The sequence below is a fragment of the Actinoplanes italicus genome (assembly GCF_003001815.1).
Classification (GTDB): Bacteria; Actinomycetota; Actinomycetes; order Mycobacteriales; family Micromonosporaceae; genus Actinoplanes; species Actinoplanes italicus.
Genome location: NZ_PVMZ01000004.1, coordinates 53,182 through 75,544, shown reverse-complemented (window position 1 = coordinate 75,544; position 22,363 = coordinate 53,182). Strand labels below are relative to the sequence as shown.

20 protein-coding genes are annotated in these 22,363 nt (G+C 71.0%); 6 read left to right on the top strand and 14 right to left on the bottom strand.

Annotated features, from left to right (window positions below):
• Positions 1-31: 31 nt before the first annotated feature.
• Positions 32-1,471 carry a Re/Si-specific NAD(P)(+) transhydrogenase subunit beta gene (gene pntB, locus CLV67_RS11500; protein ID WP_106317314.1) on the bottom strand — a complete coding sequence of 480 codons (1,440 nt, stop codon included), beginning with the start codon at positions 1,469-1,471 and terminating at the stop codon, positions 32-34.
• Positions 1,472-1,473: 2 nt separating this feature from the next.
• Entirely contained in the window at positions 1,474-2,994 is a 1,521-nt protein-coding gene (locus tag CLV67_RS11495; protein WP_106317312.1) for a Re/Si-specific NAD(P)(+) transhydrogenase subunit alpha, read from the bottom strand.
• Between the two features lie 237 nt (positions 2,995-3,231).
• On the opposite strand from CLV67_RS11495, the gene CLV67_RS11490 reads away from it, so the two are divergent.
• Complete coding sequence (locus CLV67_RS11490; protein ID WP_239166058.1) at positions 3,232-3,726, top strand: CAP domain-containing protein; 495 nt, start codon at positions 3,232-3,234, stop codon at positions 3,724-3,726.
• Here CLV67_RS11490 and CLV67_RS11485 read toward each other — a convergent pair.
• Positions 3,702-4,517: a hypothetical protein gene (locus CLV67_RS11485; protein ID WP_146169056.1), complete on the bottom strand. Its 816-nt coding sequence runs from the start codon at positions 4,515-4,517 to the stop codon at positions 3,702-3,704. The genes CLV67_RS11490 and CLV67_RS11485 overlap by 25 nt on opposite strands.
• Between CLV67_RS11485 and CLV67_RS51010 the strand changes: the two genes are divergently transcribed.
• Together CLV67_RS51010 and CLV67_RS11480 are read left to right on the top strand one after the other, a co-directional pair.
• Positions 4,498-4,695 carry a hypothetical protein gene (locus CLV67_RS51010; protein ID WP_146169055.1) on the top strand — a complete coding sequence of 66 codons (198 nt, stop codon included), beginning with the start codon at positions 4,498-4,500 and terminating at the stop codon, positions 4,693-4,695. The genes CLV67_RS11485 and CLV67_RS51010 overlap by 20 nt on opposite strands.
• Before the next feature lie 6 nt (positions 4,696-4,701).
• Positions 4,702-6,270: a pectate lyase family protein gene (locus CLV67_RS11480; RefSeq protein ID WP_106317308.1), complete on the top strand. Its 1,569-nt coding sequence runs from the start codon at positions 4,702-4,704 to the stop codon at positions 6,268-6,270.
• A 686-nt stretch (positions 6,271-6,956) separates the two neighbouring features.
• On the opposite strand, the gene CLV67_RS11475 is transcribed toward CLV67_RS11480, so the two are convergent.
• From CLV67_RS11475 to CLV67_RS11450, 6 genes are read right to left on the bottom strand one after another with little or no spacing between them, the layout of a single operon-like run.
• Positions 6,957-7,829: an intradiol ring-cleavage dioxygenase gene (locus CLV67_RS11475; protein ID WP_106317306.1), complete on the bottom strand. Its 873-nt coding sequence runs from the start codon at positions 7,827-7,829 to the stop codon at positions 6,957-6,959.
• Positions 7,826-8,833, bottom strand: a complete 1,008-nt coding sequence (locus CLV67_RS11470) for a maleylacetate reductase (RefSeq protein WP_106317305.1) — start codon at positions 8,831-8,833, stop codon at positions 7,826-7,828. The genes CLV67_RS11475 and CLV67_RS11470 overlap by 4 nt, the downstream gene beginning before the upstream one ends.
• The gene (locus CLV67_RS11465; protein ID WP_249037944.1) at positions 8,830-10,569 is read right to left on the bottom strand and encodes an FAD-dependent oxidoreductase; all 1,740 of its coding nucleotides are present in this window, start codon (positions 10,567-10,569) and stop codon (positions 8,830-8,832) included. The genes CLV67_RS11470 and CLV67_RS11465 overlap by 4 nt, the downstream gene beginning before the upstream one ends.
• Positions 10,559-11,563 carry a helix-turn-helix domain-containing protein gene (locus CLV67_RS11460; RefSeq protein ID WP_203736884.1) on the bottom strand — a complete coding sequence of 335 codons (1,005 nt, stop codon included), beginning with the start codon at positions 11,561-11,563 and terminating at the stop codon, positions 10,559-10,561. The genes CLV67_RS11465 and CLV67_RS11460 overlap by 11 nt, the downstream gene beginning before the upstream one ends.
• A gap of 59 nt (positions 11,564-11,622) precedes the next feature.
• Complete coding sequence (locus CLV67_RS11455; RefSeq protein ID WP_106317301.1) at positions 11,623-12,675, bottom strand: glycoside hydrolase family 43 protein; 1,053 nt, start codon at positions 12,673-12,675, stop codon at positions 11,623-11,625.
• 58 nt (positions 12,676-12,733) lie between these two features.
• Positions 12,734-13,354, bottom strand: a complete 621-nt coding sequence (locus CLV67_RS11450; protein ID WP_106317299.1) for a hypothetical protein — start codon at positions 13,352-13,354, stop codon at positions 12,734-12,736.
• Positions 13,355-13,838: 484 nt separating this feature from the next.
• Here CLV67_RS11450 and CLV67_RS11445 point away from each other — a divergent pair, with 484 nt between their 5' ends.
• The gene (locus tag CLV67_RS11445) at positions 13,839-14,297 is read left to right on the top strand and encodes a hypothetical protein (RefSeq protein ID WP_106317297.1); all 459 of its coding nucleotides are present in this window, start codon (positions 13,839-13,841) and stop codon (positions 14,295-14,297) included.
• Positions 14,298-14,313: 16 nt separating this feature from the next.
• On the opposite strand, the gene CLV67_RS11440 is transcribed toward CLV67_RS11445, so the two are convergent.
• Together CLV67_RS11440 and CLV67_RS11435 are read right to left on the bottom strand one after the other, a co-directional pair.
• Positions 14,314-14,928 carry a TetR/AcrR family transcriptional regulator gene (locus tag CLV67_RS11440; RefSeq protein ID WP_106317295.1) on the bottom strand — a complete coding sequence of 205 codons (615 nt, stop codon included), beginning with the start codon at positions 14,926-14,928 and terminating at the stop codon, positions 14,314-14,316.
• Positions 14,929-14,942: 14 nt separating this feature from the next.
• A complete protein-coding gene (locus CLV67_RS11435; RefSeq protein WP_106317293.1) occupies positions 14,943-16,517 on the bottom strand; it encodes an MFS transporter in 1,575 nt (524 codons plus the stop codon).
• Between the two features lie 263 nt (positions 16,518-16,780).
• Between CLV67_RS11435 and CLV67_RS11430 the strand changes: the two genes are divergently transcribed.
• A complete protein-coding gene (locus CLV67_RS11430; RefSeq protein ID WP_170153810.1) occupies positions 16,781-17,638 on the top strand; it encodes a CE1 family esterase in 858 nt (285 codons plus the stop codon).
• A gap of 53 nt (positions 17,639-17,691) precedes the next feature.
• Positions 17,692-19,863 (top strand): substrate-binding and GGDEF domain-containing protein, encoded by a 2,172-nt coding sequence (locus CLV67_RS11425; RefSeq protein WP_106317289.1) that lies wholly within the window; start codon positions 17,692-17,694, stop codon positions 19,861-19,863.
• 80 nt (positions 19,864-19,943) lie between these two features.
• Here the strand turns inward: CLV67_RS11425 and CLV67_RS11420 are convergent, their stop codons facing one another.
• From CLV67_RS11420 to CLV67_RS11410, 3 genes are all read right to left on the bottom strand, one after another.
• Positions 19,944-20,507: a hypothetical protein gene (locus CLV67_RS11420; RefSeq protein ID WP_106317287.1), complete on the bottom strand. Its 564-nt coding sequence runs from the start codon at positions 20,505-20,507 to the stop codon at positions 19,944-19,946.
• Positions 20,508-20,624: 117 nt separating this feature from the next.
• Positions 20,625-21,233: a response regulator transcription factor gene (locus tag CLV67_RS11415; protein ID WP_106317285.1), complete on the bottom strand. Its 609-nt coding sequence runs from the start codon at positions 21,231-21,233 to the stop codon at positions 20,625-20,627.
• 116 nt (positions 21,234-21,349) lie between these two features.
• Positions 21,350-22,360: a hypothetical protein gene (locus tag CLV67_RS11410; protein ID WP_106317283.1), complete on the bottom strand. Its 1,011-nt coding sequence runs from the start codon at positions 22,358-22,360 to the stop codon at positions 21,350-21,352.
• Positions 22,361-22,363: the final 3 nt, after the last annotated feature.

Sequence of the window (22,363 nt, the reverse complement as noted above, 5' to 3'; positions counted from 1 at the left end):
GGCCCCAGCCTCGGCTGGGGCCTTCGTCGTGTCAGCGGGTGGGTTGCAGGGCGGACACCGCGCGCAGGATGTCCTCGACGCGGTCCTTGGCGTCGCCGAAGAGCATGGCGCTGTTGTCGCGGAAGAACAGCGGGTTCTGCACGCCGGCGTAGCCGGACGCCATCGACCGCTTGAAGACGATCACGTGCTCGGCCTCCCACACCTTGAGCACCGGCATCCCGGCGATCGGGCTCGACGGGTCGTCCATCGCTGCTGGGTTCACCGTGTCGTTCGCGCCGATCACGAGGACCACCGAGGTTCCGGCGAAGTCGTCGTTCACCTCATCCATTTCCAGGACGATGTCGTACGGCACGCGCGCCTCCGCGAGCAGCACGTTCATGTGTCCCGGCAACCGGCCGGCGACTGGGTGGATGCCGAACCGCACGGTCACCCCGCGCTCGCGCAGGGTGCGGGTCAGCTCGGCCACGCCGTACTGCGCCTGCGCGACCGCCATGCCGTACCCGGGCGTGATGATCACCGTGTCGGCCGCGGTGAGCAGCTCGGCCACGCCCTCGGCGTTGATCTCGCGGTGCTCGCCGTACTCCTTGTCCTCGGCCGGTCCCGCCTCGATGCCGAAGCCGCCGGCGATGACCGAGACGAACGACCGGTTCATGGCCTTGCACATGATGTACGACAGGTAGGCGCCGGACGATCCGACGAGCGCGCCGGTGACGATGAGCAGGTCGTTCTCCAGCAGGAACCCGGCGGCCGCGGCGGCCCAGCCGGAGTAGCTGTTGAGCATCGACACGACCACCGGCATGTCACCGCCGCCGATCGACGCGACCAGGTGCCAGCCCAGTGCCAGCGCCACGACCGTGACCACGATCAGCAGCCACAGCTGCGGGTCGATCACGAACCAGGCGGTGAGCACGGCGAACACGACGAGCGCGCCGACGTTGAGGAAATTCTTGCCGGGCAGCATCAGCGGGCTCGACCTGATCTTCGCGGAGAGCTTGAGGTACGCCACGATCGAGCCGGTGAACGTGACCGCGCCGATGAAGACCCCGATGAACACCTCGGCGCTGTGGATGCCGAGCATGTCCAGCGACTTCAGCGCGTTCGCCTCGGTGCCGTCCAGGTCCGCCTCGACGTGCAGGTAGCCGTTCCAGCCGACCAGCACCGCGGCCAGGCCGACGAAGCTGTGCAGCAGGGCGATCAGCTCCGGCATGCCGGTCATCTCGACCTTCGCGGCCCGCTGCAGCCCGATCGCCGCGCCGATCACGACGGCCACCACGAGCAGCACCAGATTCAGGGTGCCGATCTCGCCGTCGACGGCCAGCCCGATGGTCGCGACCAGGGCCAGCGCCATGCCGGCGACGCCGAAGGTGTTGCCGGACCTCGCGGTCTCGTGCTTGGACAGTCCGGCCAGCGCCAGGATGAAGAGCAGGGCCGCCACGATGTACGCGGCACTCGCCGCCGTTGCGATGGTCATGCTCAGCTCCTCGAGAACATGGCGAGCATGCGGCGGGTCACCGCGAAGCCACCGAAGACGTTGATGCTGGCCAGCAGGATCGCGGCGAAGCTGAGGCCGGTCACGACCGGGCCGCCGTGGCCGAGCTGGAGCAGGGCGCCGACGACGATGATCCCGGAGATCGCGTTGGTGACCGACATCAGCGGCGTGTGCAGGGCGTGGTGCACGTGCCCGATCACGTAGTAGCCGATCACGATGGCCAGCGCGAAGACGGTGAGGTGGCCGCGCAGCGCCGCGGGAGCAGCCGCGGTGAGCAGGAACAGCGCGGCGGCGCCGATACCGGTCACCAGCAGCGGGTTCATCGGCTTCTTCGCCGGTTTCGGCGCGGCCTCGGCGGGCTTCTCGGCGACGGCGGCCGGCGCGGCGGAGACCGAGACGGGCGGCGGCGGCCAGGTCAGCTCGCCGTCGCGGACCACGGTCATCGACCGCTGCACCACGTCGTCGAAGTCGAGGACCAGTTCGCCGTCCTTGCCGGGGGTCAGCAGCTTCATGAGGTTCACCAGGTTGGTGCCGTAGAGCTGGCTGGCCTGGGCGGGCAGGCGGCCCGGCAGATCGGTGTAGCCGAGGATCGTCACGCCGTTGGCGGTCACGACCACCTCACCGGCGACCGTGCCCTCGACGTTGCCGCCGTTGGCCGCGGCCATGTCGACGATCACGCTGCCGGCCCTCATCGCGGCGACCATCTCGGCGGTGATCAGCTTCGGGGCGGGGCGGCCCGGGATCAGTGCCGTGGTGATGACGATGTCGACCTCGCGGGCCTGATCGGCGTAGAGCCGTGCGGCCCGGTCGTTGTAGTCGTCGGACATCTCTTTGGCGTAGCCGGTGGACGAGACCTCCACGTCGGCGGCCTTGACCTCCAGGTACTCGCCACCCAGCGAGCGGACCTGGTCGGCCACCTCGGGGCGGGGGTCGGTCGCCCGTACGATCGCGCCCAGACTTCCGGCGGCGCCGATCGCGGCGAGCCCCGCGACGCCCGCGCCGGCGACGAGGACCTTGGCCGGCGGGACCTTGCCGGCGGCGGTGACCTGACCGGTGAAGAATCGTCCGAAGGCGTGCGCGGCCTCGACCACCGCGCGGTACCCGGCGATGTTGGCCATCGAGGACAGCACGTCCAGTGACTGGGCCCGGGATATCCGCGGGACCGCGTCCATCGACAGCGCCGTGATCGGCCGGCGGGCGAGATCCTCGACGAGCCCGGGGTCCAGACGCGGGTTGAGCATGCCGATCAGGGTGGTGCCCTCGGCCAGCTTGTCGAGCCGCTGTGCCGGTGGTGGGTTGATCGTGAACACCACGTCGGCGACCAGCGGGTCGCCGATGGAAGCGCCCGCCTCGGCGTAGGCCTCGTCGGAGAAGGAGGCCGCGGCACCGGCGCCGGGCTCCACCACTACCTGATATCCCAGTTTGGCCAACTGCTCCACGGTGGCGGGAGTGGCCGCCACGCGTCGCTCACCCGGATCCGGGTCCCTCAGTACACCGATGATCACCGTCGACTCCTCGGTAGATGTTGACCATGGAAACGGCGGGCCGAGGCCGCCGGTTCAATACGCCGGGTGATTGTTACTCACCAGTACGCCGATATCCAGAGGCGTCTCACCACCGTCTCTCGGCAACCTCACGGCCACCATCGCGCACCGTATCGGTGATCGTGACCGAGCGGAACGGTCCGAAGGTAACGATGAGCCCGCGGAACTGCGGGCCCCGTACAACGAAAGGGTTTGCTCTTGCGCCAGATTCTTCGCCGCCTCGCCGTCGCCGCCCTCCTCGCTCCCGCGGCCGCAGCAGCCGCCGCCACGATGATCGCGTCACCGGCCGATGCAGCTCCGGCGAAGGTCTCCGAGCAGGCCCTGCAGGACGAGGTCAACCGCCTCACCAACGTGGAGCGGACCAAGGCCGGATGCCCGGCTCTGGCCGTGAACGCGCAGCTCACCAAGGCTTCCCGCGAGCACAGCGCCTGGATGGCGCAGACCGGCACGTTCTCGCACGTCGGTGCCGGCGGCTCGGACTTCGTCAGCCGGGCCAAGGCCGCGGGCCACACGTCACCGGCCGGCGAGAACATCGGGTGGAATTACCACACCGCGGCCGCGGTCGTCGACGGCTGGATGAGCAGCCCGGGCCACCGTGCCAACGTGCTGAACTGCGCCTCGAAAACCGTCGGTGTCGGCGTCGCGTACTCCGCCAACGGCCAGCCGTACTACACCCAGAACTTCGGCTTCTGAGCCGGTGACCGCGACGCCCCAGCCGATCCCCCTGCGGCTGGGGCGTCGCCGTGTCCGCGCACCAGCGCGGCCAGGATCAGCAGCGCGCCGATCAGCGCCAGTGGACGGAACGGCAGGAACATGTAGCCGTCCCACACCGGGTCGTTCTCCGGGACCAGCGCGGTCGCGGTGACGGCCAGCGTCGCGGGGACGGCCAGCACCAGCCCGCTCCACATGAGCGGACCCCGCCGGGCCGGGACGAACCAGCCGGCCAGCAACCCGGCCAGCCAGCCCGCCGCGCTCAGCGGGACGGCCAGGGCCGGGCGATCGCGCTCGAACTGGATGCCCAGGCCACCGAACGTGCCGCCGGACAGCTGCGAGCCGCACGCCTCGACGTCGGCGGGCACGCATGCCACCGCCCCGTACGCGGTGAGGTAGAGACCGTCCCGCCGGGCCACGAAGCCGCCATCCCCATAAGGGCTGTCGCCCGTGGACCAGCCCGCGCGTTCGAATCCGGCCCGCGCACGGCCGGCGAGCGCTTCGAACCCGCCGGCGCCGACGTTGACGGTGACCACCGCGAATCCCGGCATGTAGTCGTCGCCGCCGAGGATCGGGCTCCCGTCGTACTGGTAGCCGAAGACGGCGTCGAACCGCTCGACGAACTCCGCCGACGGATCCGCCACGGCGGCCGCGACCAGCGCCCGGGCCTGCTGATCAGCCGGCAGGTCAGCGGGCGAACGCCAGCCGAGCCAGGCACCCGCCGAGGCGCCGAGGGCCGCGACCGTGAGCGCCATGAGGATTCTGCGGATCACAGAAATGGATCTTAACGAAGGCGCGCACACCGCTTGCCTCATTCGCCGCCGTCGCTCTATTCTCCTCAACAGGCAGGAGGAAAGCGCTTTCCTGCCGCTAGTGGCGGTCATCCCCTTAATCGGCCGCCGCGCCATCCCCTATGCGCGCACCCCGACCGCGCGCGAAGAAAACAGGTGAAGCGAGATGAGACGATCAGTCGCACTGCGACTCTCCGCTGTGGCCGGTGTCGCCGGCGTGGCCGGGGCGATCGCCCTGGGCCTCCCGCAGCCTGAGGCTTCGGCGGCCGCCGGTGGCGTCACCGGTTACGCCACCCAGAACGGCGGCACCACGGGCGGCGCGGGCGGCGCCACGGTCAAGGCCACCACCGGCACCGCGATCCACGCCGCACTGTGCAACCGGGCCGCCAGCAACACGCCGATCACCATCCAGGTCGAGGGCACGATCAACCACGGCAACACCACCAAGGTGTCCGGCGACAGCTGCAACACCGCCGCCGGCGTGATCGAGCTCAAGGACATCAGCAACGTCACGATCGTCGGTGTCGGCGGCGGCGCCACGTTCGACCAGCTGGGCATCCACATCCGGAACTCCAGCAACATCATCATCCAGAACGTGACGGTCAAGAACGTCAAGAAGAGCGGCAGCCCGACCTCCAACGGCGGCGACGCGATCGGCATGGAGAGCACGGTCCGCAACGTCTGGGTCGACCACGTCACCCTCGAGGCGTCCGGCGGCGAGTCGGAGGGCTTCGACGGCCTGTTCGACATGAAGGACGACGTCGAGTACGTGACGCTGTCCTACGCCATCCTGCGCAACTCGGGCCGTGGCGGCCTGATCGGCTCCAGCGAGAGCGACACCGGGAACAACTTCATCACGTTCCACCACAACAAGTACGAGAACATCGACTCGCGTACGCCATTGCTGCGTGGTGGCACCGCCCACATGTACAACAACCACTACCTCAAGTTGAACGAGTCCGGGATCAACTCGCGGGCCGGCGCCAAGGCGAAGGTGGACAACAACTACTTCCAGAACTCCAAGGACGTGCTCGGCACGTTCTACACCGACCAGCTCGGGTCGTGGCAGGTGTCGGGCAACATCTTCGACAACGTGACCTGGTCGGCGCCCGGCACCGACAACAGGCCGGCCGGCCCGAACGTCACCTCGAACACGACGGTGAGCATCCCCTACGCGTTCACCCTGGACGGAGCGTCCTGCGTGCCGTCGATCGTGGCCGCGACCGCCGGCGCCAACAAGGGCCTCGCCGTCTCGAACGGCAACTGCTCGGTGACCTCTTCGCCGTCGTCGTCGCCCACGTCGTCGCCGTCCTCGTCGCCGTCGTCGTCGCCGTCCACCTCGCCGTCGACCAGTCCGTCCCCCAGCCAGCCGTCCGGCACCAACCTGAGCATCGGCGCCGGCGCCGACGGCTCCAGCAAGGCGAGCGGCACCAGCTACGGCAACGTCCGCGACGGCAACCTGAGCACCATCTGGTCCCCGAGCGGCGCCACCGGCGACATCTCGATCAAGTGGGGCTCGGCCACCACCGTCTCGAAGATCAACATCCGCGAGGCGTCCGGCTCCTCGATCGGCAACTACCAGGTCCTCAACGGAGCCACCGGCGCGGTCCTGAAGTCCGGCACGGGCGGCGGCGTGATCACCTTCCCGGCCACCTCGACGACCAAGATCACGTTCAAGATCACCAGCTCTTCCGGTACGCCCAAGATCGCCGAGTTCGAGACCTACGCCTCCTGACGTCGCACCTCGAACTCACCGTCGCCCGGGCCGGCTCCACCGGCCCGGGCGACGGCCTTTCCACCCCGCGACCCACCACCGAACCGCCCGACCCGGTGCCGGCATTCCCACCGGCCCCGAAGCCGCCGCAGCAGGTCGCCACACACCCGACCGAACGCCCCGCGTGGTGACCTACGGTCCGCCGATGGACACAGGTCACCACCCAGCCAGACCGAACCGCCCGCGTGGTGACCTACGGCCCGCCGGCAGGCACAGATCACCACACACCCAGACCGAACCGCCCCGCGTGGTGACCTACGGTCCGCCGGCAGGCACACAACCGAACCGCCCCGCGTGGTGGTCTACGGTCCGCCGGTGGGCACAGATCACCACGCAACCAGGCCGAACACTCCGCGTGGTGACCTACGGCCCGCCGACGGGCACAGATCACCACGCAACCAGACCGAACCGCCCCGCGTGGTGACCTACGGCCCGCCGACGGGCACAGATCACCACGCAACCAGACCGAACCGCCCCGCGTGGTGACCTACGGCCCGCCGACGGGCAGAGATCACCACGCAACCAGACCGAACCGCCCCGCGTGGTGACCTACGGCCCGCCGGCGGGCAGAGATCACCACACTGGCGGATGGGAAAATGCTGCGGGCGGGCGCAACTCGAGGCCTGAGAGGACGGTCCGGCCACCGCTCAGGACGGCGCCAGGACGATGTCGAAGCGGACCCTGCTCCAGGAACGGGAACCGAGGTCACGGCCGTCCGGGGTAGGTGTCCCGGCGGGCTGAGGATGGAAGTCGCGCACCAGGGAGTCGCGGACGCCGAAGACGCTGTCGGCGGCGAGCCGCGAGTCACCGCGTACGAAGATGTGGGTCACCAGGGTTCGCAGCCCCGGCGCCTCGACCATGAAGTGCAGGTGGGACGCCCGCATCGGGGAGCGCCCGGTGGCGTCCAGGAGACGGCCGACCGGCCCGTCGTGCGGGATCGGGTACGGCGTCGGCGTGATCGCCCAGAACCGGTAGGCCCCGTCCGGGCCGGTGCGCAGCCGCCCGCGGGCGGCGACCCGTGAGTCGCCGTACTGGACATCGTAGAAGCCGTCGTCGTCGGCCTCCCACACCTCGATCCGGGCGTCCGGAACGGGCTGCCCGGAAGTGTCGGTGACGACGCCCTCGACCCAGCACGGCTCACCCGGCGCGCCACCGGCGATGTCGCCGCCGAGCGGGATCCGCGGCGCGTCCTCGACGAAGAACGGGCCGAACACGGTCGCCTCGGTGGCGTCCCGGTAGGCCTCGTTGTTGACGGTGACGGTCTGCATGGAGAGGCCGAGCACGTCGGAGAGCAGGATGAACTCCTGCCGCCGGTCGTCGGTGATGTGGCCGGTGGCGGTGAGGAACTCGATGGCCCGCTGCCATTCCGGCTCGGTCAGGCGCACCTCACGCACGAAGGCGTGCAGGTGCCGGGTGAGCGCCTGCATCAGCTCCTTGAGGCGGGGGTCGGGTGTGCCGTCGAACGAGGCGACGACCCGTTCGACGAGTTGCCGCTCACGGTCGTCCTGTTCGGTGCTCATCGTGGCTCCTCCCCCGCCCACGCGCGGCGCAGCAGGTCGGTCAGGTTGTCGGTGGTCACGGGGACCGGGTTGCCAGCCGGGACGACGGCCAGGATCGCGGCGGCCGCGGCCGGGATGTCGCCCTCACGGAACCCGTGGTCACGCAGGGCGCGCGGGGCGTCGACCTCGGCGCGCAGACGCGCGAGACCTCCCGGTCCGAAGGCGTCGGCGAGCCGGTCCGGGATGCCGGGGGCGTTCAATTCCATGACGTACGGGAGAACGACCGCGTGTGTCTGTGCGTGGGGCAGGTTGAACATGCCGCCGAGGACGTGGCAGATCTTGTGGTGCAGGCCGGAGCCCGCCGAGGCGAAGGCCACGGCGGCCAGGTGTGCACCGTACAGCGTCAGCTCCCGCCCTTGAAGGTCCCCGGGTTTCCGGACGATCGCGGGTAGCCCGCCGCTCAACGCTCGGACGCCCTCGACGGCGAGGGCCTGGTTGATGGGGTCGGCGCGCGGCGCCCACATCGAGTCGACGCAGTGGGCGAGCGCGTTGAGTCCGGAGGCGACGCTCAGGCCGACGGGCAGGGAGAGGGTCAGTTCCGCGTCGTACACGATGGTGCGCGGCAGGACCCGGTCGTCGGCGCCGGTGGTCTTGCGGCCGTTCTCGGTCAGGCCCCACACGTTGGTGGCCTCGGATCCGGCGTACGTGGTCGGCACCGCGACGATCGGCAGCCCGGAGGTGAGCGCGACGGCCTTGGCGAGTCCGGTGGACGAGCCGCCGCCGATGCTGACCAGCACGTCGGCGTCGTTGGCGGCGGCGAACGCACGGGCCCGAGCGGCGGCTTCGACGGGCACGTGCATGATCACGTCCCGGTGGCGCGGGGCGCCGGGCAGCAGGTCGGGAGCCGCGCCGCCGAACACCACGGGCCGCTCGCCGAACCGGGCGACCTCGGCGGCCAGATGGTCGGCGGCCGGGCCGAACACGACGCGCTGCGGCAGGGTCTCGTGCGTGAAACGCAGACTCATCGTGAACGGCCGAGGATGGCGGCGACGGCGTCGCGCAGGGCCTGCACCGGGTCGCCGGGCAGCCCCGTCGAACGCCAGCCGATGTGCTTGTCCGGGCGTACCAGAACGGCTCCCTCTTCCTCGACCTCGCGGATGCGCGCCCAGTCGTAGTACAGGTCGGTGACCTCGCGGCCGGGGCCGATGATCACAGCCCGCAGGGGTACGCCCAGTTCCGCCGACACCTTCTCGGCAGCCGCCGCCCACGATTCGCCGGCGATGCCCGTGAACAGGGTGAACCGGGTCATCGGGGCGAGGTCGAGGGTGGAGATCCTGGTCTTCGCGTCGCCGACCCACACGTGCGGCAGGCGGGAGCCCGGCACGGTCGACGGCTCGTAGTGCAGTTCCGGATCCTTCGTCGCCACCGGCCGGCTGCCGTCACCGGCGATGGCCGCGGAATCGTAGAACTGGCCCAGTTCGACACCGTGGGCGTTGAACTCGTAGTGCTTGAGCTCCATCGCCGCGACCAGCGCGGCCCGCTTGGCGGCGCCCGCGGGCGTGTTGGCCTTGCGTTCCTCGATCCGCGCGGTCATCTCCGCCTCGTCGTGGGCGTCCAGCAGGCCCAGTACCTCGAAGAACTGTACGAACTCGCGGCTCGACCGGTTGGCACGCAGCACGATCTGCTCGGCGACCGGGGCGCGTTCGGTGGTGTACGTGTCGAGCAGCGAGGGGCCGGCCTGGCCGCGCAGCACGGCCGCGAGCTTCCACGCCAGGTTGTAGGAGTCCTGGATCGAGGTGTTGGAGCCGAGGCCGTTGGACGGCGGGTGCCGGTGCACGGCGTCGCCGGCGCAGAACACGCGGCGGTCGTGCAGGCGGGTCGCGTACATCTCGTTGTTGCCCCAGAGCGACGTGCCGGTGATCTCGACGTCGATGCCGGGCAGGCCGAGCAGGCTGCGCACGATGGCCTTGGCGGCGGCCTCGTCGACGACCGGTGCGGGCTGCGTGATGTCGTATCCCCAGACGATCAGCCACTCGTTCCAGGGGCGGACCATCCGGACGAGGCCGGCGCCGATCCCGCCCACATTGGAGCCGGGCTGGATCACCCAATACAGGACCGAGGGGCGATTTCCGACGTACGGGGAGAGGTCGGCCTTGAAGGTTATGTTCATGGATCCGGCGATGTCCATCGCGCCCACCATCGGCAGACCGAGGTCCGCTGCCACCTGGGAGCGCGCGCCGTCCGCGCCGATCAGGTATTTCGCGCGGATCGTGAACTCGTGCCCGGTGACCCGGTCGCGCACCCGCACGTCGACGCCGTCGGCGTCCTGGACGTGCGACAGGTACTCGGTGGAGAAGAGCGTCCGGGTGCCGCGTTCGGTGGCGTTGCGCACCAGGATCGGCTCCAGGTAGTTCTGCGGGATGTCGACCGGCAGGCACGGTGAGGCGAGCTCGTAGTCGCCGCGGCGGCCCGGGTGGGTGCCCCAGGTCAGGATCCGGCCGATCTCCTCCCCGGCGATCGACGTGCAGAAGACGGTGTCGCCCATCAGGTGGTGCGCGGTCGCGTCGGCGAGCACCTGGTCCTCGATCCCGGCGTCACGGAAGACCTCCATGGCGCGCTGGTTGGTGATGTGGGCGCGGGGCGTGTTCGCCGTCCACCGGTATTTCGTGATCATGATGTTGGGGATGCCGAGGGTGGACAGCAGCAGTGCCGCGCCCGCGCCGGCCGGGCCGGATCCGACGATCAGGACATCAGTGGTCACCGTCATGAGGTCCATTTGCCGCCCGGCGCGGTGGCCGGGCAAGGTCCGGGCCGGGTTCACGGCGGAAATCAGACGGTGCGGCGGATTTTCGTACGTCGGTCGGCCGCATCCCGAAGTGCGCCCGGAACACCTGCGTGAAGTAGGAGGCCGAACCGAACCCGCAGGCGGCCGCGATCCCGGCGACCCCGGCCCGCGAACCCCCGGTAAGCAGCCGGTGGGCCAGTTCCAGGCGGCGGGTCAGGACGAACCGCGGCAGGCTCTCCCCGGTGGAGGCGAACGCGCGTGACAGGTGCCGCTCGCTGATGCCGATACCGGCGGCGACCCGGGCCGCGGTCAGGCCCGGATCGGTGAGGTGGTCCTCGACGAACGCGCGGGCGTTGGCCAGGTGCACGGTGACCGGGTCGGCGACCGTGCGGCCGGTCAGGTCGGCGACCAGATGCAGCAGCGTCCGCTCGTCGACGGGTCCCCCCTCGGGACGCAGCGCCCGCCCGGCCGAACGGGCCAGCGCCCGGGAGGTGGGGCGCGCCATCGGCGCCGGCACCGACTCCACGCCGGTGAGGTCGCGGAACACCGCGCGGGGCACCTTGATCGCGAGTTCTTCGAGGCCGTGGGAGAAGCCGCGCATGAACGGCCGGTCGGCGTCGCAGATCAGCGCCTGGCCCGGCTTGAGGGTCAGCACGCCGCCCTCGTGGTAGAAGAACGCCTCGCCGACCAGGGTCAGGTACACCGCGATGGCGTCGGCGGGATTGCGGCGCACGACCTCGGCGGGCCGCTCGACGACGTGCGAGGTTCCGCGGACGCGGGCCAGCTGCACCCGGTCGAGGTGCAGGTTCAGCTCGGTGCCGTCGAACGGCGCATCGCCGAGCAGACGGCACCGCAGCCCGATCAGCGCGTCACGGTTGTGGTCCTCCCACAGTTCGACCCGCCGCGCCACGGGCAGCTCCGCCGTGCTGAACCGCCGCACCCGGCCGGCGGTCGCTGTGTCCTCGGTCACGGACCCAGTCTCCGGCCCGGTCCCCCGTGCGACAAGCGGCCGGGCCGGGACGGCTGGGGTCACTCGAAGAACTTGAGGCCGAAGCCGGTACTGGTGGTGGCGCCGGGGACGTTGGCGCGCCGGTACGTGACGTTGCCCCACCAGACGGCGGTCCCGGTGTACCAGTAGCGGTTCGCCCACGAGTAGGGCGTGCCCTTCGCGACCGCGTGGTACATGGTCGCGAAGCGGTTGCCGGACGGCGGGCTGGTGGCGATGTCGCCGCGCTCGAGCACGAACGTGTGATGACCGGGGCCGTCGGCGTACAGCGTCGGGTCCCAGCCGGCCATCAGTTCGGAGGCGTGGGAGCCGAACTGGCAGCCGTTGCTCTTGTACCAGTCCCAGACGTACGACGGGTCACCGCCGGAGCGCAGCCGCAGGTCGGCGATGCAGTAGCGGCTGCTCCAGCTGCCGTTGACGGAGTACACGATGTGCAGCTGGCCGTTCGGATCGAGGATCGGTTCGGGCGCCTCGTTGATGTAGGGGTTGCCGACCACCCGCTCCCACGACTCGCGGGGCTGGGAGATCACGTACCGGGCACCGGTGGTCGTGGTGGGGCTGCTCATCCGGGCCAGGTAGAGGTTCTGTTCGACGTTGGTGGTGCCGGCCCAGCCGGACCAGACGAACCAGCGCTGCCCCTGGTAGGTGAACGGCACCCCGTCGATGGCCCACCTGTCGTCGGGCAGTGCCACCTTCGTCGCCGCCGAGTAGCCGGTGTCGGGGCTGGCCGAGCTGATGTGGTACATCCGGTGGGCGGCGCCGGTCCCGGCCGCGAAGTAGATCCGGTAGAGGCCGTCGTGGTGGACGATCTCGGGCGCCCAGACCTCGCCGAGGCCGCCGGTGTCGCGCCAGACCTGCCGCTTCGGGGCGGTGGCGATGCCCTCCAGCGTGGACGCGGTGCGTACGGCCACCCCGCCGTCGACCGATTTCGCGGAGACGTACAACCCGTTGACCTTGATGACGCTGGGGTCGGCGCCGCCGAGTGTCGTGCGGGCGGCCGAGGACGGTTGCCCGACGGCGAGGGCGCCTATGACGGTGACGCAGAGCAGGGCGGCGAGCAGGCGGGAGCGCGGCACGGGGGTTTCCTCCTTCGACGCACATAAATGAAGGAAACTTTACAACTGTTTCGCCGGGTCAGCCCTTCGTCTCGATCTCCGCGCGCATGTCGGGAAAATCGCCCTTCACGTCTACCGCGGTCTCGTAGAAGTAGAGGATCATGCCGACGCTCCCCTCGTCGGCCCAGCCACAGATCGCCACGTCCTCCTTGCCGATGACGGCGCTGCCGCACTGGGCCACCCCGCCGAGGGAGCCGGTGCTGGCCGGGCTGACCCCGGTGAGCTGGCTCTCGCCGCTGAACGACTGGAACACCGTGTCGAGCATCCGCTGCGGGTCGTCGATGTCCACCTCGGCCGCCAGCGCGGTGACCAGCTTCTTGTCGGCCAGGGAGCCGTAGACGGCGCCGAACGCGTTGGCCGCGCCGGGGTAGCCCTCCAGCACACCCTCCAGGTCGGCGGTGAGCGACTCCAGTTCCTCGGCCTCGATCTTGGGCTGCCCGTTCAGGGTGTCCGGCTCACTGATGCTGATCTCGTCCTCGGCGGCCGTCGCCGTCGGGGTCGGGCTGGTGGTGGTGCCCTTGCCCTGCGTGCTCCCGGTCCCGCTGCCGCCGGAGAGTTTCGAACCGATCAGGTACAGCGCCGTGCCGCCCCCGACCAGCAGGACCAGCGCGATCCCCACCGAGACCAGCGTGATCGCCACGGTCCGTGACCCGGAAGCCGGCGGAGGCGGCGGTGGAGCCGTCGGATAGCGCGGCTGCCCGTAGCCCGGCTGCGCGTAGCCGGGCTGCGCGTAGCCCGGTTGCCCGTGAGCGGGTTGCCCTTGGCCCGGCTGCCCGTGAGCGGGTTGCCCTTGGCCCGGCTGCCCGTGAGCGGGCTGCCCGTAGCCCGGGTGGCCGAAGCTCACTTCCGTGTGCTGCGGGGAGTCGTAGGGATCGACGGGCGGCGGGAGCGGGTCGCCGGGCGGTGGCGGCGGGGGGTATGTCATCGACGCTCCAGTAGTCGGATTGTCGGTGGATAGTACCGACGTCACGACGACCGGCCCTTGCCCGAACGGGCCGACGTGGGTCGCGCCACGACCGGGCGGAACCGGGGTATCGACAAAACTCGCTGGTTGGACGTAGGGTGCACGTTCGAATGGGAGCGCTCCCATTCCTCCTGTCCCCCGAATCCCCCGGGAGTGCCCCATGCGCCGTGTCCTCTTCGCCCTGCTCACCGGCGGTGCCCTGCTCACCGCCTCCGCCTGCGGCACCGCACCAGGTGGCGCCGGCTCGAACCCGGCTCCCGGCACCAGCACGGCGGCGAGTACCTCGGCGGTCGGCACCGCCTGCGAGGCCCTCGCCAAGGTCTACGACAAGAACATGGCGTCGTACGCCCAGGCTCTCACCTCCCTGACCGCCGACCCGAAGGCGGTCGCCAAGGCACAGCAGAGCCTGGCCGCCTTCGCCTCCGACGTGCAGGAGGCCACCGGCACGAGCCCCGACGCCGCGATGAAGACCGCCGGTCAGGAGACCGCCAAGCTGATGCGCGACAAGTCCGCCGACGCCAAGTTCTTCGGCGCGATCAAGACGCCCGACGACGTCTCCAAGGCGATGAGCCAGACCCTCACCGCGTGGCTGGCCCCGGTCCAGAGCAAGTGCGCCTGACGGCCGGGAAGCGAGCCTAGGCCGCCGCACCGCGCAGCACCGCGTCGACGAGGGTCTCGGCGAACCGCTCCTCCGGCACCGACGGGGTCATCCGCATCATCGACTGCACCATGCCCGGGGCGGAGAGCATCAGCTGGGTCAGCTCGACGTCGAGGTCGGCACGCAGCTCACCGGTCGCGATGCCGCGCCGCAGCACCTGGCGGGTCACCTCGCGGCGGGGCTCGACGAACTCGTGGTAGAGCCGGGCCAGCTCGGTGTCGCGGTACAGCTCGGGCAGCAGGCAGGCGGTGACTTTGCTGTAGCGCTGGGCACGCGGTGTGCGGTTCGCCTTGATCAGGGCGATCAGATCGTCGCGTACCGAGACACCGGCCGGCTCGGGCAGCGGGCCCTTCATCGACCGGACCGCGTCGATGAGCAGGGCCTCCTTGTTCGGCCAGCGGCGGTAGATCGTCGCCTTGCCGACCCCGGCCTTGGCGGCGACCGCCTCGATCGAGATAGCGGCGGCACTCTGCCCGTCGCTGAGCAACCCCAGCACGGCGTCGAGGATGGTCTCGTCGGCCTGGGCGTTGCGGGGCCGGCCAGGAGCCTTGCGCTCCTGGCCGGCCGTCGTGCTGCTGCTCATGTCGTTCATTGTTACCGGGCGGTTTACGCGTCGGCCAGTTGCAGGTCCGGATCCTGGGCCACGGCGGGCGCCGAGGTCCCGGCGGAGCTCTTGCCGGGCAGCCAGAGCACCGCCACCAGGACTCCGAGCAGGGCGAACACGGTCGAACCGACGGCCGCGTAGTGCATCGCGGTGACGAACGCCGCATTCGCGCCGTCCAGCAGGGCGGTGGCGGCCGGACCGGCCTGACCGGCGACGGCGTAGGCGCCGGCGATCGACTCGCTCGCCAGGTCGGCGGTGGCGTCCGGGAGCCCGGCCGGCGGGGTGAGGTGCCCGCGGTAGACGGAGGAGACGACCGCGCCGAGGACGGCCACGCCGAGCGCGCCGCCGAGCTGGCGGATCGTGTTGCTGACGGCCGAACCGACGCCCGCCTTCTCCCGCGGCAGCGCCGCCATGATCGCCTCGGTGGCCGGCGGCATCACGTTGGCCATGCCGACGCCCTGGATGAAGAACGCGACGGCGACCAGCGCGATCGGGGTGTCCACGTCGATGAACAGCCAGAGACCGAGGGCGGCCGAGACCAGCAGCAGACCCACGGTGCTGACCGCCTTCGGGCCGAACCGCTTGACCATCGAGGAGCTGGCCGGGGCGAAGATGATCTGGCCGAGCGCGAACGGGACGAACAGCGCGCCCGAGGCGAGCGGCCCGTACCCTCGTACCATCTGAAGGTAGAAGGCGCCGAAGAACATCGAGCCCATCGCCGCGAAGAAGACCAGGCCGATGATGCCGGTCGAGGCGGAGAACTGCCGGTTGGTGAACAGCCGCACATCCAGCGACGGGAACTTGATCCGGCGCTCGTAGAGCACGAACCCGACCATGACCAGGAGTCCGGCGGTCAGGGTGGACCAGGCCGCGGTCTCGCCGAAGCCGTCCTCGCCGCCCTTGATCACGCCGTAGGTGACCAGGGTCAGGCCGACGATCGACAGCAGGACACCGATCACGTCGATGCGGTTCGGCTTCGGGTCACGCGACTCCGGCACCAGGATCGCCACCAGCGTCACGCCGGCCACCACGATGGGCACGTTGATCAGGAAGACCGAACCCCACCAGAAGTGCTCCAGCAGTACGCCTCCGAGCACCGGGCCGATCGCGACGGCCAGGCCGACCGCACCGGCCCAGACGCCGATGGCGCGCGGGCGCTCCCGCGGGTCGAAGACGTTGGCGATGATCGAGAGGGTGGCCGGCATGACGGCGGCGGCGCCGAGGCCCATCAGCGCACGGGCCGCGATCAGCTGGTCCGGTGAGGAGGAGTACGCCGAGATCAGCGACGCGATACCGAAGACGGTCAGGCCCGCGATCAGGCTGAGGCGGCGGCCGAGGCGATCGGCCAGGATGCCGGCGGTGAAGAGCAGACCCGCGAAGACCAGGGTGTACGAGTTGATCGCCCACTCGAGTTCACTCTGTGTCGCGCCGAGCCCGCGAACCGGGTCGGCGATGGTGCTCATCGCGACGTTGAGCACCGTGTTGTCGAGCACGACCACCAGCAGGCTGATGACGAGCACGCCGAGGATGGCCCAGCGCCGGGGATGCCCGGTCTGGGGTTGAACTTGGGTGTCCATGTGCGGGTGCCCCCGAATAGTTTCGAAACGGAACCGTTCCGTTTCACAACGCACGTTAGACCTCCGCCGCCCAATAACGGAACGAGCTCGTATCGAAAGTGTCGCCGGTCACGGGCGGGAATAGGCAGGGCGGCGCCGGGCGCGCGTGCGGACTTACGATCGAACTGTTCCCCCGATCGGGAGGTTCGATGCCTTCACACCGACGGCGGCCCCGCCACGGATGGCGACCTGCTCGAGCCGCGATCGCCGCGGCCACACTCCTGGTGACACTCGCGTGCGGCGCGGCCGGCGATCCGGGACCGGCGCCCACCACACCGGCCGCGTGGCCGTCCACCGGCACCGGCACGGCCGAGGTCGGCGGCCGGCAGGTCACCGTGCACGTCCCGGACTCCTACGACCCGGCACGGCCCGCGCCGCTGGTCGTCCTGCTGCACGGATACTCGTCCGACGCCGCCGAGCAGGAGTCGTACCTCCGGTTCACCCCCGAGTCGGATCGGCGCGGCTTCGTCTACGCCTACCCGGACGGGACCGTCGACGACCGGGGCAACCGCTTCTGGAACGCCACGGACGCCTGCTGCGCGTTCTCCGGCGCGCGACCCGACGACTCGGCCTACCTCAGCGACCTCATCACGGCACTGCGTGACACGTACAAGATCGACCGGGTCTATCTGATCGGCCACTCCAACGGCGGCTTCATGGCCTTCCGGATGGCGTGCGACCATGCCGGCCAGGTCACCGCGATCGCTTCCCTCAACGGTGCCACCTGGAACGACGACACACAGTGCCGGCCGTCCGAGCCGGTCGGGGTGCTCGCCATCCACAGCACCGACGACGACACCATCGCCTTCGCCGGCGGCACCAACGGCGGCCACACCTACCCGTCGGCGGCCGGCACGATCGCCCGGTGGAGAGACCACAATCGCTGCACCGGCGCCGGGAGCGACGAACCCGCACTCGACGTCGTCGCCGATGTGCCCGCGGCGGAGACCTCGGTACGCACCTACGCCTGCGCCGACGGCTCCGCGGTGCGGTCGTGGACCGTCAACGGCGGCAGTCACATCCCGGGCGTCGGACCCGGCTTCGCCCCGGCCGTCATCGACTTCCTGCTCGCCCAGACCTGATAACCGCGCGGCCAATCACTCAGGTCGGGGCCACCGTTTCCGATACCCCCGGCATGGGTGAAGCCGGAGGGCTGGGAGTGCTGTCGCCGTTCGTCGGCGGAACCTACTACGGCAGTCTCGTGGCCGGCGTCGCCGCGGGAGCCGAGTTCCACGGCCGGCGGCTGCTCGCGGTGCAGACCCTGGACGCGGCGGCCCACCTGGCCGTCACCGGCGGCGACCCGGCATTCGACACCCCGATCGCCTGGGACCATGTGAGCGGCTTCGTCGCCCTGGCCGACTCGGTCCACCCCGACTACCTGAACCGGCTGACACGGGCCGGCAAACCCGTGGTGCTGGTCGGCCACACCCTCGAGGGGCTGGACGTCCCGGCCGTGCTGCCCGACAACAGCGCCGGCATCCGCGCCGTGGTCACCCACCTGATCCGTGACCACGGGTGCCGCCGGATCGCCTTCACCGGCTTCCTTGCCGTGACCGACGTCCGGGAACGCTACGACGCCTACCTCGAGGTGCTCGCCGAACACGGACTGGAGCCGGGTCTGCTACTGCCGGCCACCACCAACATCGAGAACGGCATCGGCTGGGACACCGGCGACCTGCTCGGCCGGGACCGCCCCGACGCCCTGGTCGCGGCCACCGACCGCAACGCCATCGGCGCGATACAGGTGCTCGAGGCGGGCGGGCTGCGCTGCCCCGGCGACATCCTGGTGACCGGCTTCGACGACATCGACGAGGTGAGCCTGCTCAACGCCGAGCTCGCCAGCGTCAACCAGCCGCTCGACGCGATGGGCCGGCGCGCGGTGGATCTGCTGATCCGGCAGCTCGGCGGCGTGGCCGTACCGCCGGGTCCGCACCTGCTGCCGACCCGGTTCGTACCGCGCAGCTCGTGCGGGTGCACCGGCTACGCCGAGCGGCTCCCGGAGCTCGGCGTGGACGACGGGTTACGGCGTCTGGGCGTACGCCTGGCCGAGGTCCTGCCCTCGGCCGAGGCCGACACGGCCGCCATGGGACTGCGGGCCGCCGGCCACGCCGCCGCGATCACCGCCGAGGCCCTGGCCGCCGCGGCGACCGGCGACTCGTCGCGGATCGGGTCCGCGGCCGTCGAGCTGGAGGCGTTGCTGGCCGCCAGCATCGACCCGGACGCGGTGCGGGTGATCTCCCGCGCGGTCCAGGAGTACGCGGTCGCCATGCCGGTGACCGGCGTGCCGGCCGCCACATTCGTCGGCTGCGGCGTCCAGGCCATCATGCTGTCGCTGGGGCGTGCCCGCAGTCGCGCCCAGCTCGCCGACAAGCTGCACCTGCGTTCGCTGATCAGCGCCACCTATGCGCTCAACCAGGCACTGCTGCACCGCCGCGACACCGAGCCCAGGGATCCGTCGTGGCTCGGGCTGACGCCGGCGACGGCCGGATCGATCGCGTTGCGCGGATCCGACGGCGCGCTGGTCCGCACGCGGGGCTGGCGCCGCCGCCCCGGTCCGGTGATCCCCGCCGGGCCGACGACGGTCACGGCGTTCCCGCCGGTCGAGTTGCTGGACGCGGCACTACCCGGCGAGACGGTGTTCGTCGTGAAGGCCAAGGTCGGCGACAGCGACCGGGGCTGGCTCGCCCTCGTCGACGCCGTGGAGAACCGGGTCGAGGACGGCCGGGAGATGGTCAACCAGTGCGCCGCGCTGCTCACCATCGCCCTCGATCTGCGCGACCAGGAACAACTGCTGATGCGGGAGGCACAGTCGGACCGGCTCACCGGCCTGCCCAACCGGACGTCGTTCGTGTCGTCGCTGGAGGCCGCGATCACGCGCCGCCGGACGGAAGGGCGGCCGTCGGTCCTGCTTTTCCTCGACCTCGACGGTTTCAAGCAGGTCAACGACTCGCTGGGCCATCACACCGGTGACCGTCTGCTGGTCGGGGTCGCCGACCGGCTGCGGCAGTGCCTGCGCGCCGAGGACGTCGTCGGCAGGTTCGGCGGTGACGAGTTCCTGGTCCTGCTCGACGACATCACGCCGGGCCCCGGCCTGGACGCCCTGGTCGAGCGCATCACCGCGGCGATCTGCCGGCCGTACCACCTGGGCGAGCACGTCGCCCGGGTCGGCGTGAGCATCGGCACGGCCGCGTGCGGCGCCGACACGGGCGTCGAGCAGCTCCTGCAGGAGGCCGACCAGTCGATGTACCGGGTCAAGGCCACCCGCCGCGGCAAAGGTTCCCCGCGGATCGCCGTCCCTGCCGCCTGAAACCCCTGCCGCCTGAAACCGTGGACACGACCGCCGGGCAGGGGCGGCCGTGTCCACGGTCGATCAGGTGCGGGCGCGGATCAGGCGCGTCCGAGCAGCGCCAGCAGCAGGTTGAGAAGTGCGGCCAGTGCGTCGGCGCTGGGGAACGGGTCGAGCAGGCCGGCGATCGCGCACAGCAGGTTGCCGACCAGGTTGCCGGCCCCGGACACCGCGTTGATCACGAGGTGGACCTGGTTCAGGTCGACCACGAGCCCGAGCAGGTCCAGGTGCAGCGGGCCGAGGGTGAGGTCCAGGATCCGGCAGGTCGCCTGAGCGACGGCCGCGGGCGTGGTGACGGTCTCCTCGACGGTGCCGACCGTGGCGCCGGTCGAGTCGGTGAGCGTTCCGGTCAGTGTTCCGGTGGCCACCACGTCACCGTCGCGGGCCGCGAAGGCGGTCGGCGTGAAGCTGCCCGCGAACGAGCCGGTGCCGCCCGCCGCATCGGTGAAGGTGCCGGTGATCGGCGCGCTCGGCACGGCGGCCGCGGCGGGCGGCGCGACCGTGCGGGTCTGTGGGGCGGCGGCGGCGCCGGTGCCGGTGGCGGCCAGCCCCAGCGCCGCGAGCAGCATGACGACGATCATCGAGAGCCGTTGGCGGTGTGTCACGGTTCCTCCCTGGTTCACATCCGGTTCCGGGTTACACCGACAAGCCTCGATGTGTTCCGGCGCCCGCCACAGTGAGTTCTGTCATCGGTCCGGGGTGCCCCCTGTCATGTCGGCCGGTCATGCGAGCCAGCCCGCGTCCTCGGCGACCCGGACCGCTTCGAGGCGGTTGCGGGTTCCGGTCTTGCGCAGGATCACCGACAGGTAGTTGCGGACGGTTCCGGCCGTCAGGTGCAGCGTGGCGGCGACCTCCGCGGAGGGCATCCCGGAGCCGGCGACCCGCAGCACGTCGGCCTCGCGCGCCGACAGCGGGCTGCGGCCCGCGGCGACCATGGCCACGGCCAGGCGGGCGTCGATGACCCGTTCGCCCCGCGACAGCCGGCGGATGGCCCGGATCAACTCCCGGGGCGCGGCCTGGGTGCCGATCACGCCGCGGACGTGGCCGTCCAGCGCGCGGGTGACCCGTCCCGGAGCGTCCGGGCCGGCCAGCACCAGCGTCGCGCAGCCGGGATGCTCCGCGCCGAGGCGGGCGAGCAGTTGCAGGCCGTCACCGGCCAGCAGTGCGATGTCGACGACCGCCACGTCCGGCGGGACGGCGCGGGCCATGCCGAGCGCCTCGTGAAGGCGGCCCAGTTCGGCGACGACGGTCAGGTCCTCTTCCAGTGACAGGGTCGCGGCGAGGGCGCCGCGCAGCAGATTCATCGGTTCGACGAGCAGAATGCGGATCACGAAGGCCTCCCAGCCAGGGTTTCCGTGCGGGGGACGCCGGCATCCGAGCAGGAGGCCGGCGGGAGGAGGCGCCACCGGGTCGAGTCACCGGCGCCGCCCGATTCCGGGCCGCGTGATCAGCTGGGAGGACCGCAATACCGGACGGATCGCCCGGTGACGTGCACATTCGTGGAAGGCGGGACAGTGGCGGCCGACAGTCCGGGCCACCACGACGAGGGGCCGGCACTCATCGGCGACGCGCCGCCGGAGCTCTGCGACGGGCCCGCGGCGGCACACTGACCGTCCGAGGGCGGTGGCGAGGCGGGACCGGGCCCGTCCTCGTTCGCGCGAGGTTCGACCGCCGCGTCGACCGCCGCCGGCCTCTTCACTGCCGGTGACCCGCCGGGAGTCGCCTGCGGCTTCACGACCGGTGACCCGGCGGGAGCCGCCCGCGGCTTCACGACAGGTGAGCCGACGGGAGCCGCCGGGGGCGAGGCTTGGGCGGCGCCCACGACAACCGAAGCCCGAGCCGGCAGAACGGCAAGATCAGAACCACCCGCCGGTACGCCGGAAGCAGTCACGGGCAACGTGGCCACCATCGCCGGCGCCGTCCGGCCGGCCGCGTGCCGTACCGCCGCGGTGGTCTCTCGCAGGGCCTCCCGCGACCGGACCGCAAGCGTCTCCACCGCCGTGGTGGCCTCTCGCAGCACGACCCGCGGCCGGACCGCACGCGTCTCCACCACCGGCAGGGCGACACGCGGCTTCACGATCTTCAGCGGCGCCGCCGTCCGTATCTCCGGCTTCGCCACCCGCACCGGAACGGCCTTCCGAATCGCCGCCTTCTCGATCCGCACCGGCGGCTTCCTGACGGCCGGATTGCCGATCCGCACCGGCTTCCTGACGGCCGGCGTCTCCGCCGGCACCGGAATGGACCTCCGGCCGGTGGTCGAGGCCTTCGCGGCTCGCGGGACGGCGGCGATCTCTCCGGTGCCGACGGACGGCTTCGGGATCGCGGCCGGATTCCCCTCGTCGGCGCGGGCGGCGTGGTCGAACATGCTCAGGGCCAGGTAGGCGCCGGCGAACAGTCCGATCATCAGCAGAAGCTGGACGATGCGCCGTCCCGCCGTCGCCGACGTGGTCCCGCGCACGCT

Bases quoted from the DNA above. Each gene is read 5' to 3' on its own strand.
- CLV67_RS51010 (WP_146169055.1), top strand. From the start codon at position 4,498: ATGAGGATTCTGCGGATCACAGAAATGGATCTTAACGAAGGCGCGCAC.
- CLV67_RS11470 (WP_106317305.1), bottom strand. From the start codon at position 8,833: ATGAGTCTGCGTTTCACGCACGAGACCCTGCCGCAGCGCGTCGTGTTC.
- CLV67_RS11440 (WP_106317295.1), bottom strand. From the start codon at position 14,928: ATGAACGACATGAGCAGCAGCACGACGGCCGGCCAGGAGCGCAAGGCT.
- CLV67_RS11425 (WP_106317289.1), top strand. From the start codon at position 17,692: ATGGGTGAAGCCGGAGGGCTGGGAGTGCTGTCGCCGTTCGTCGGCGGA.
- pntB (WP_106317314.1), bottom strand. From the start codon at position 1,471: ATGACCATCGCAACGGCGGCGAGTGCCGCGTACATCGTGGCGGCCCTG.
- CLV67_RS11475 (WP_106317306.1), bottom strand. From the start codon at position 7,829: ATGAGCACCGAACAGGACGACCGTGAGCGGCAACTCGTCGAACGGGTC.
- CLV67_RS11445 (WP_106317297.1), top strand. From the start codon at position 13,839: ATGCGCCGTGTCCTCTTCGCCCTGCTCACCGGCGGTGCCCTGCTCACC.
- CLV67_RS11480 (WP_106317308.1), top strand. From the start codon at position 4,702: ATGAGACGATCAGTCGCACTGCGACTCTCCGCTGTGGCCGGTGTCGCC.
- CLV67_RS11435 (WP_106317293.1), bottom strand. From the start codon at position 16,517: ATGGACACCCAAGTTCAACCCCAGACCGGGCATCCCCGGCGCTGGGCC.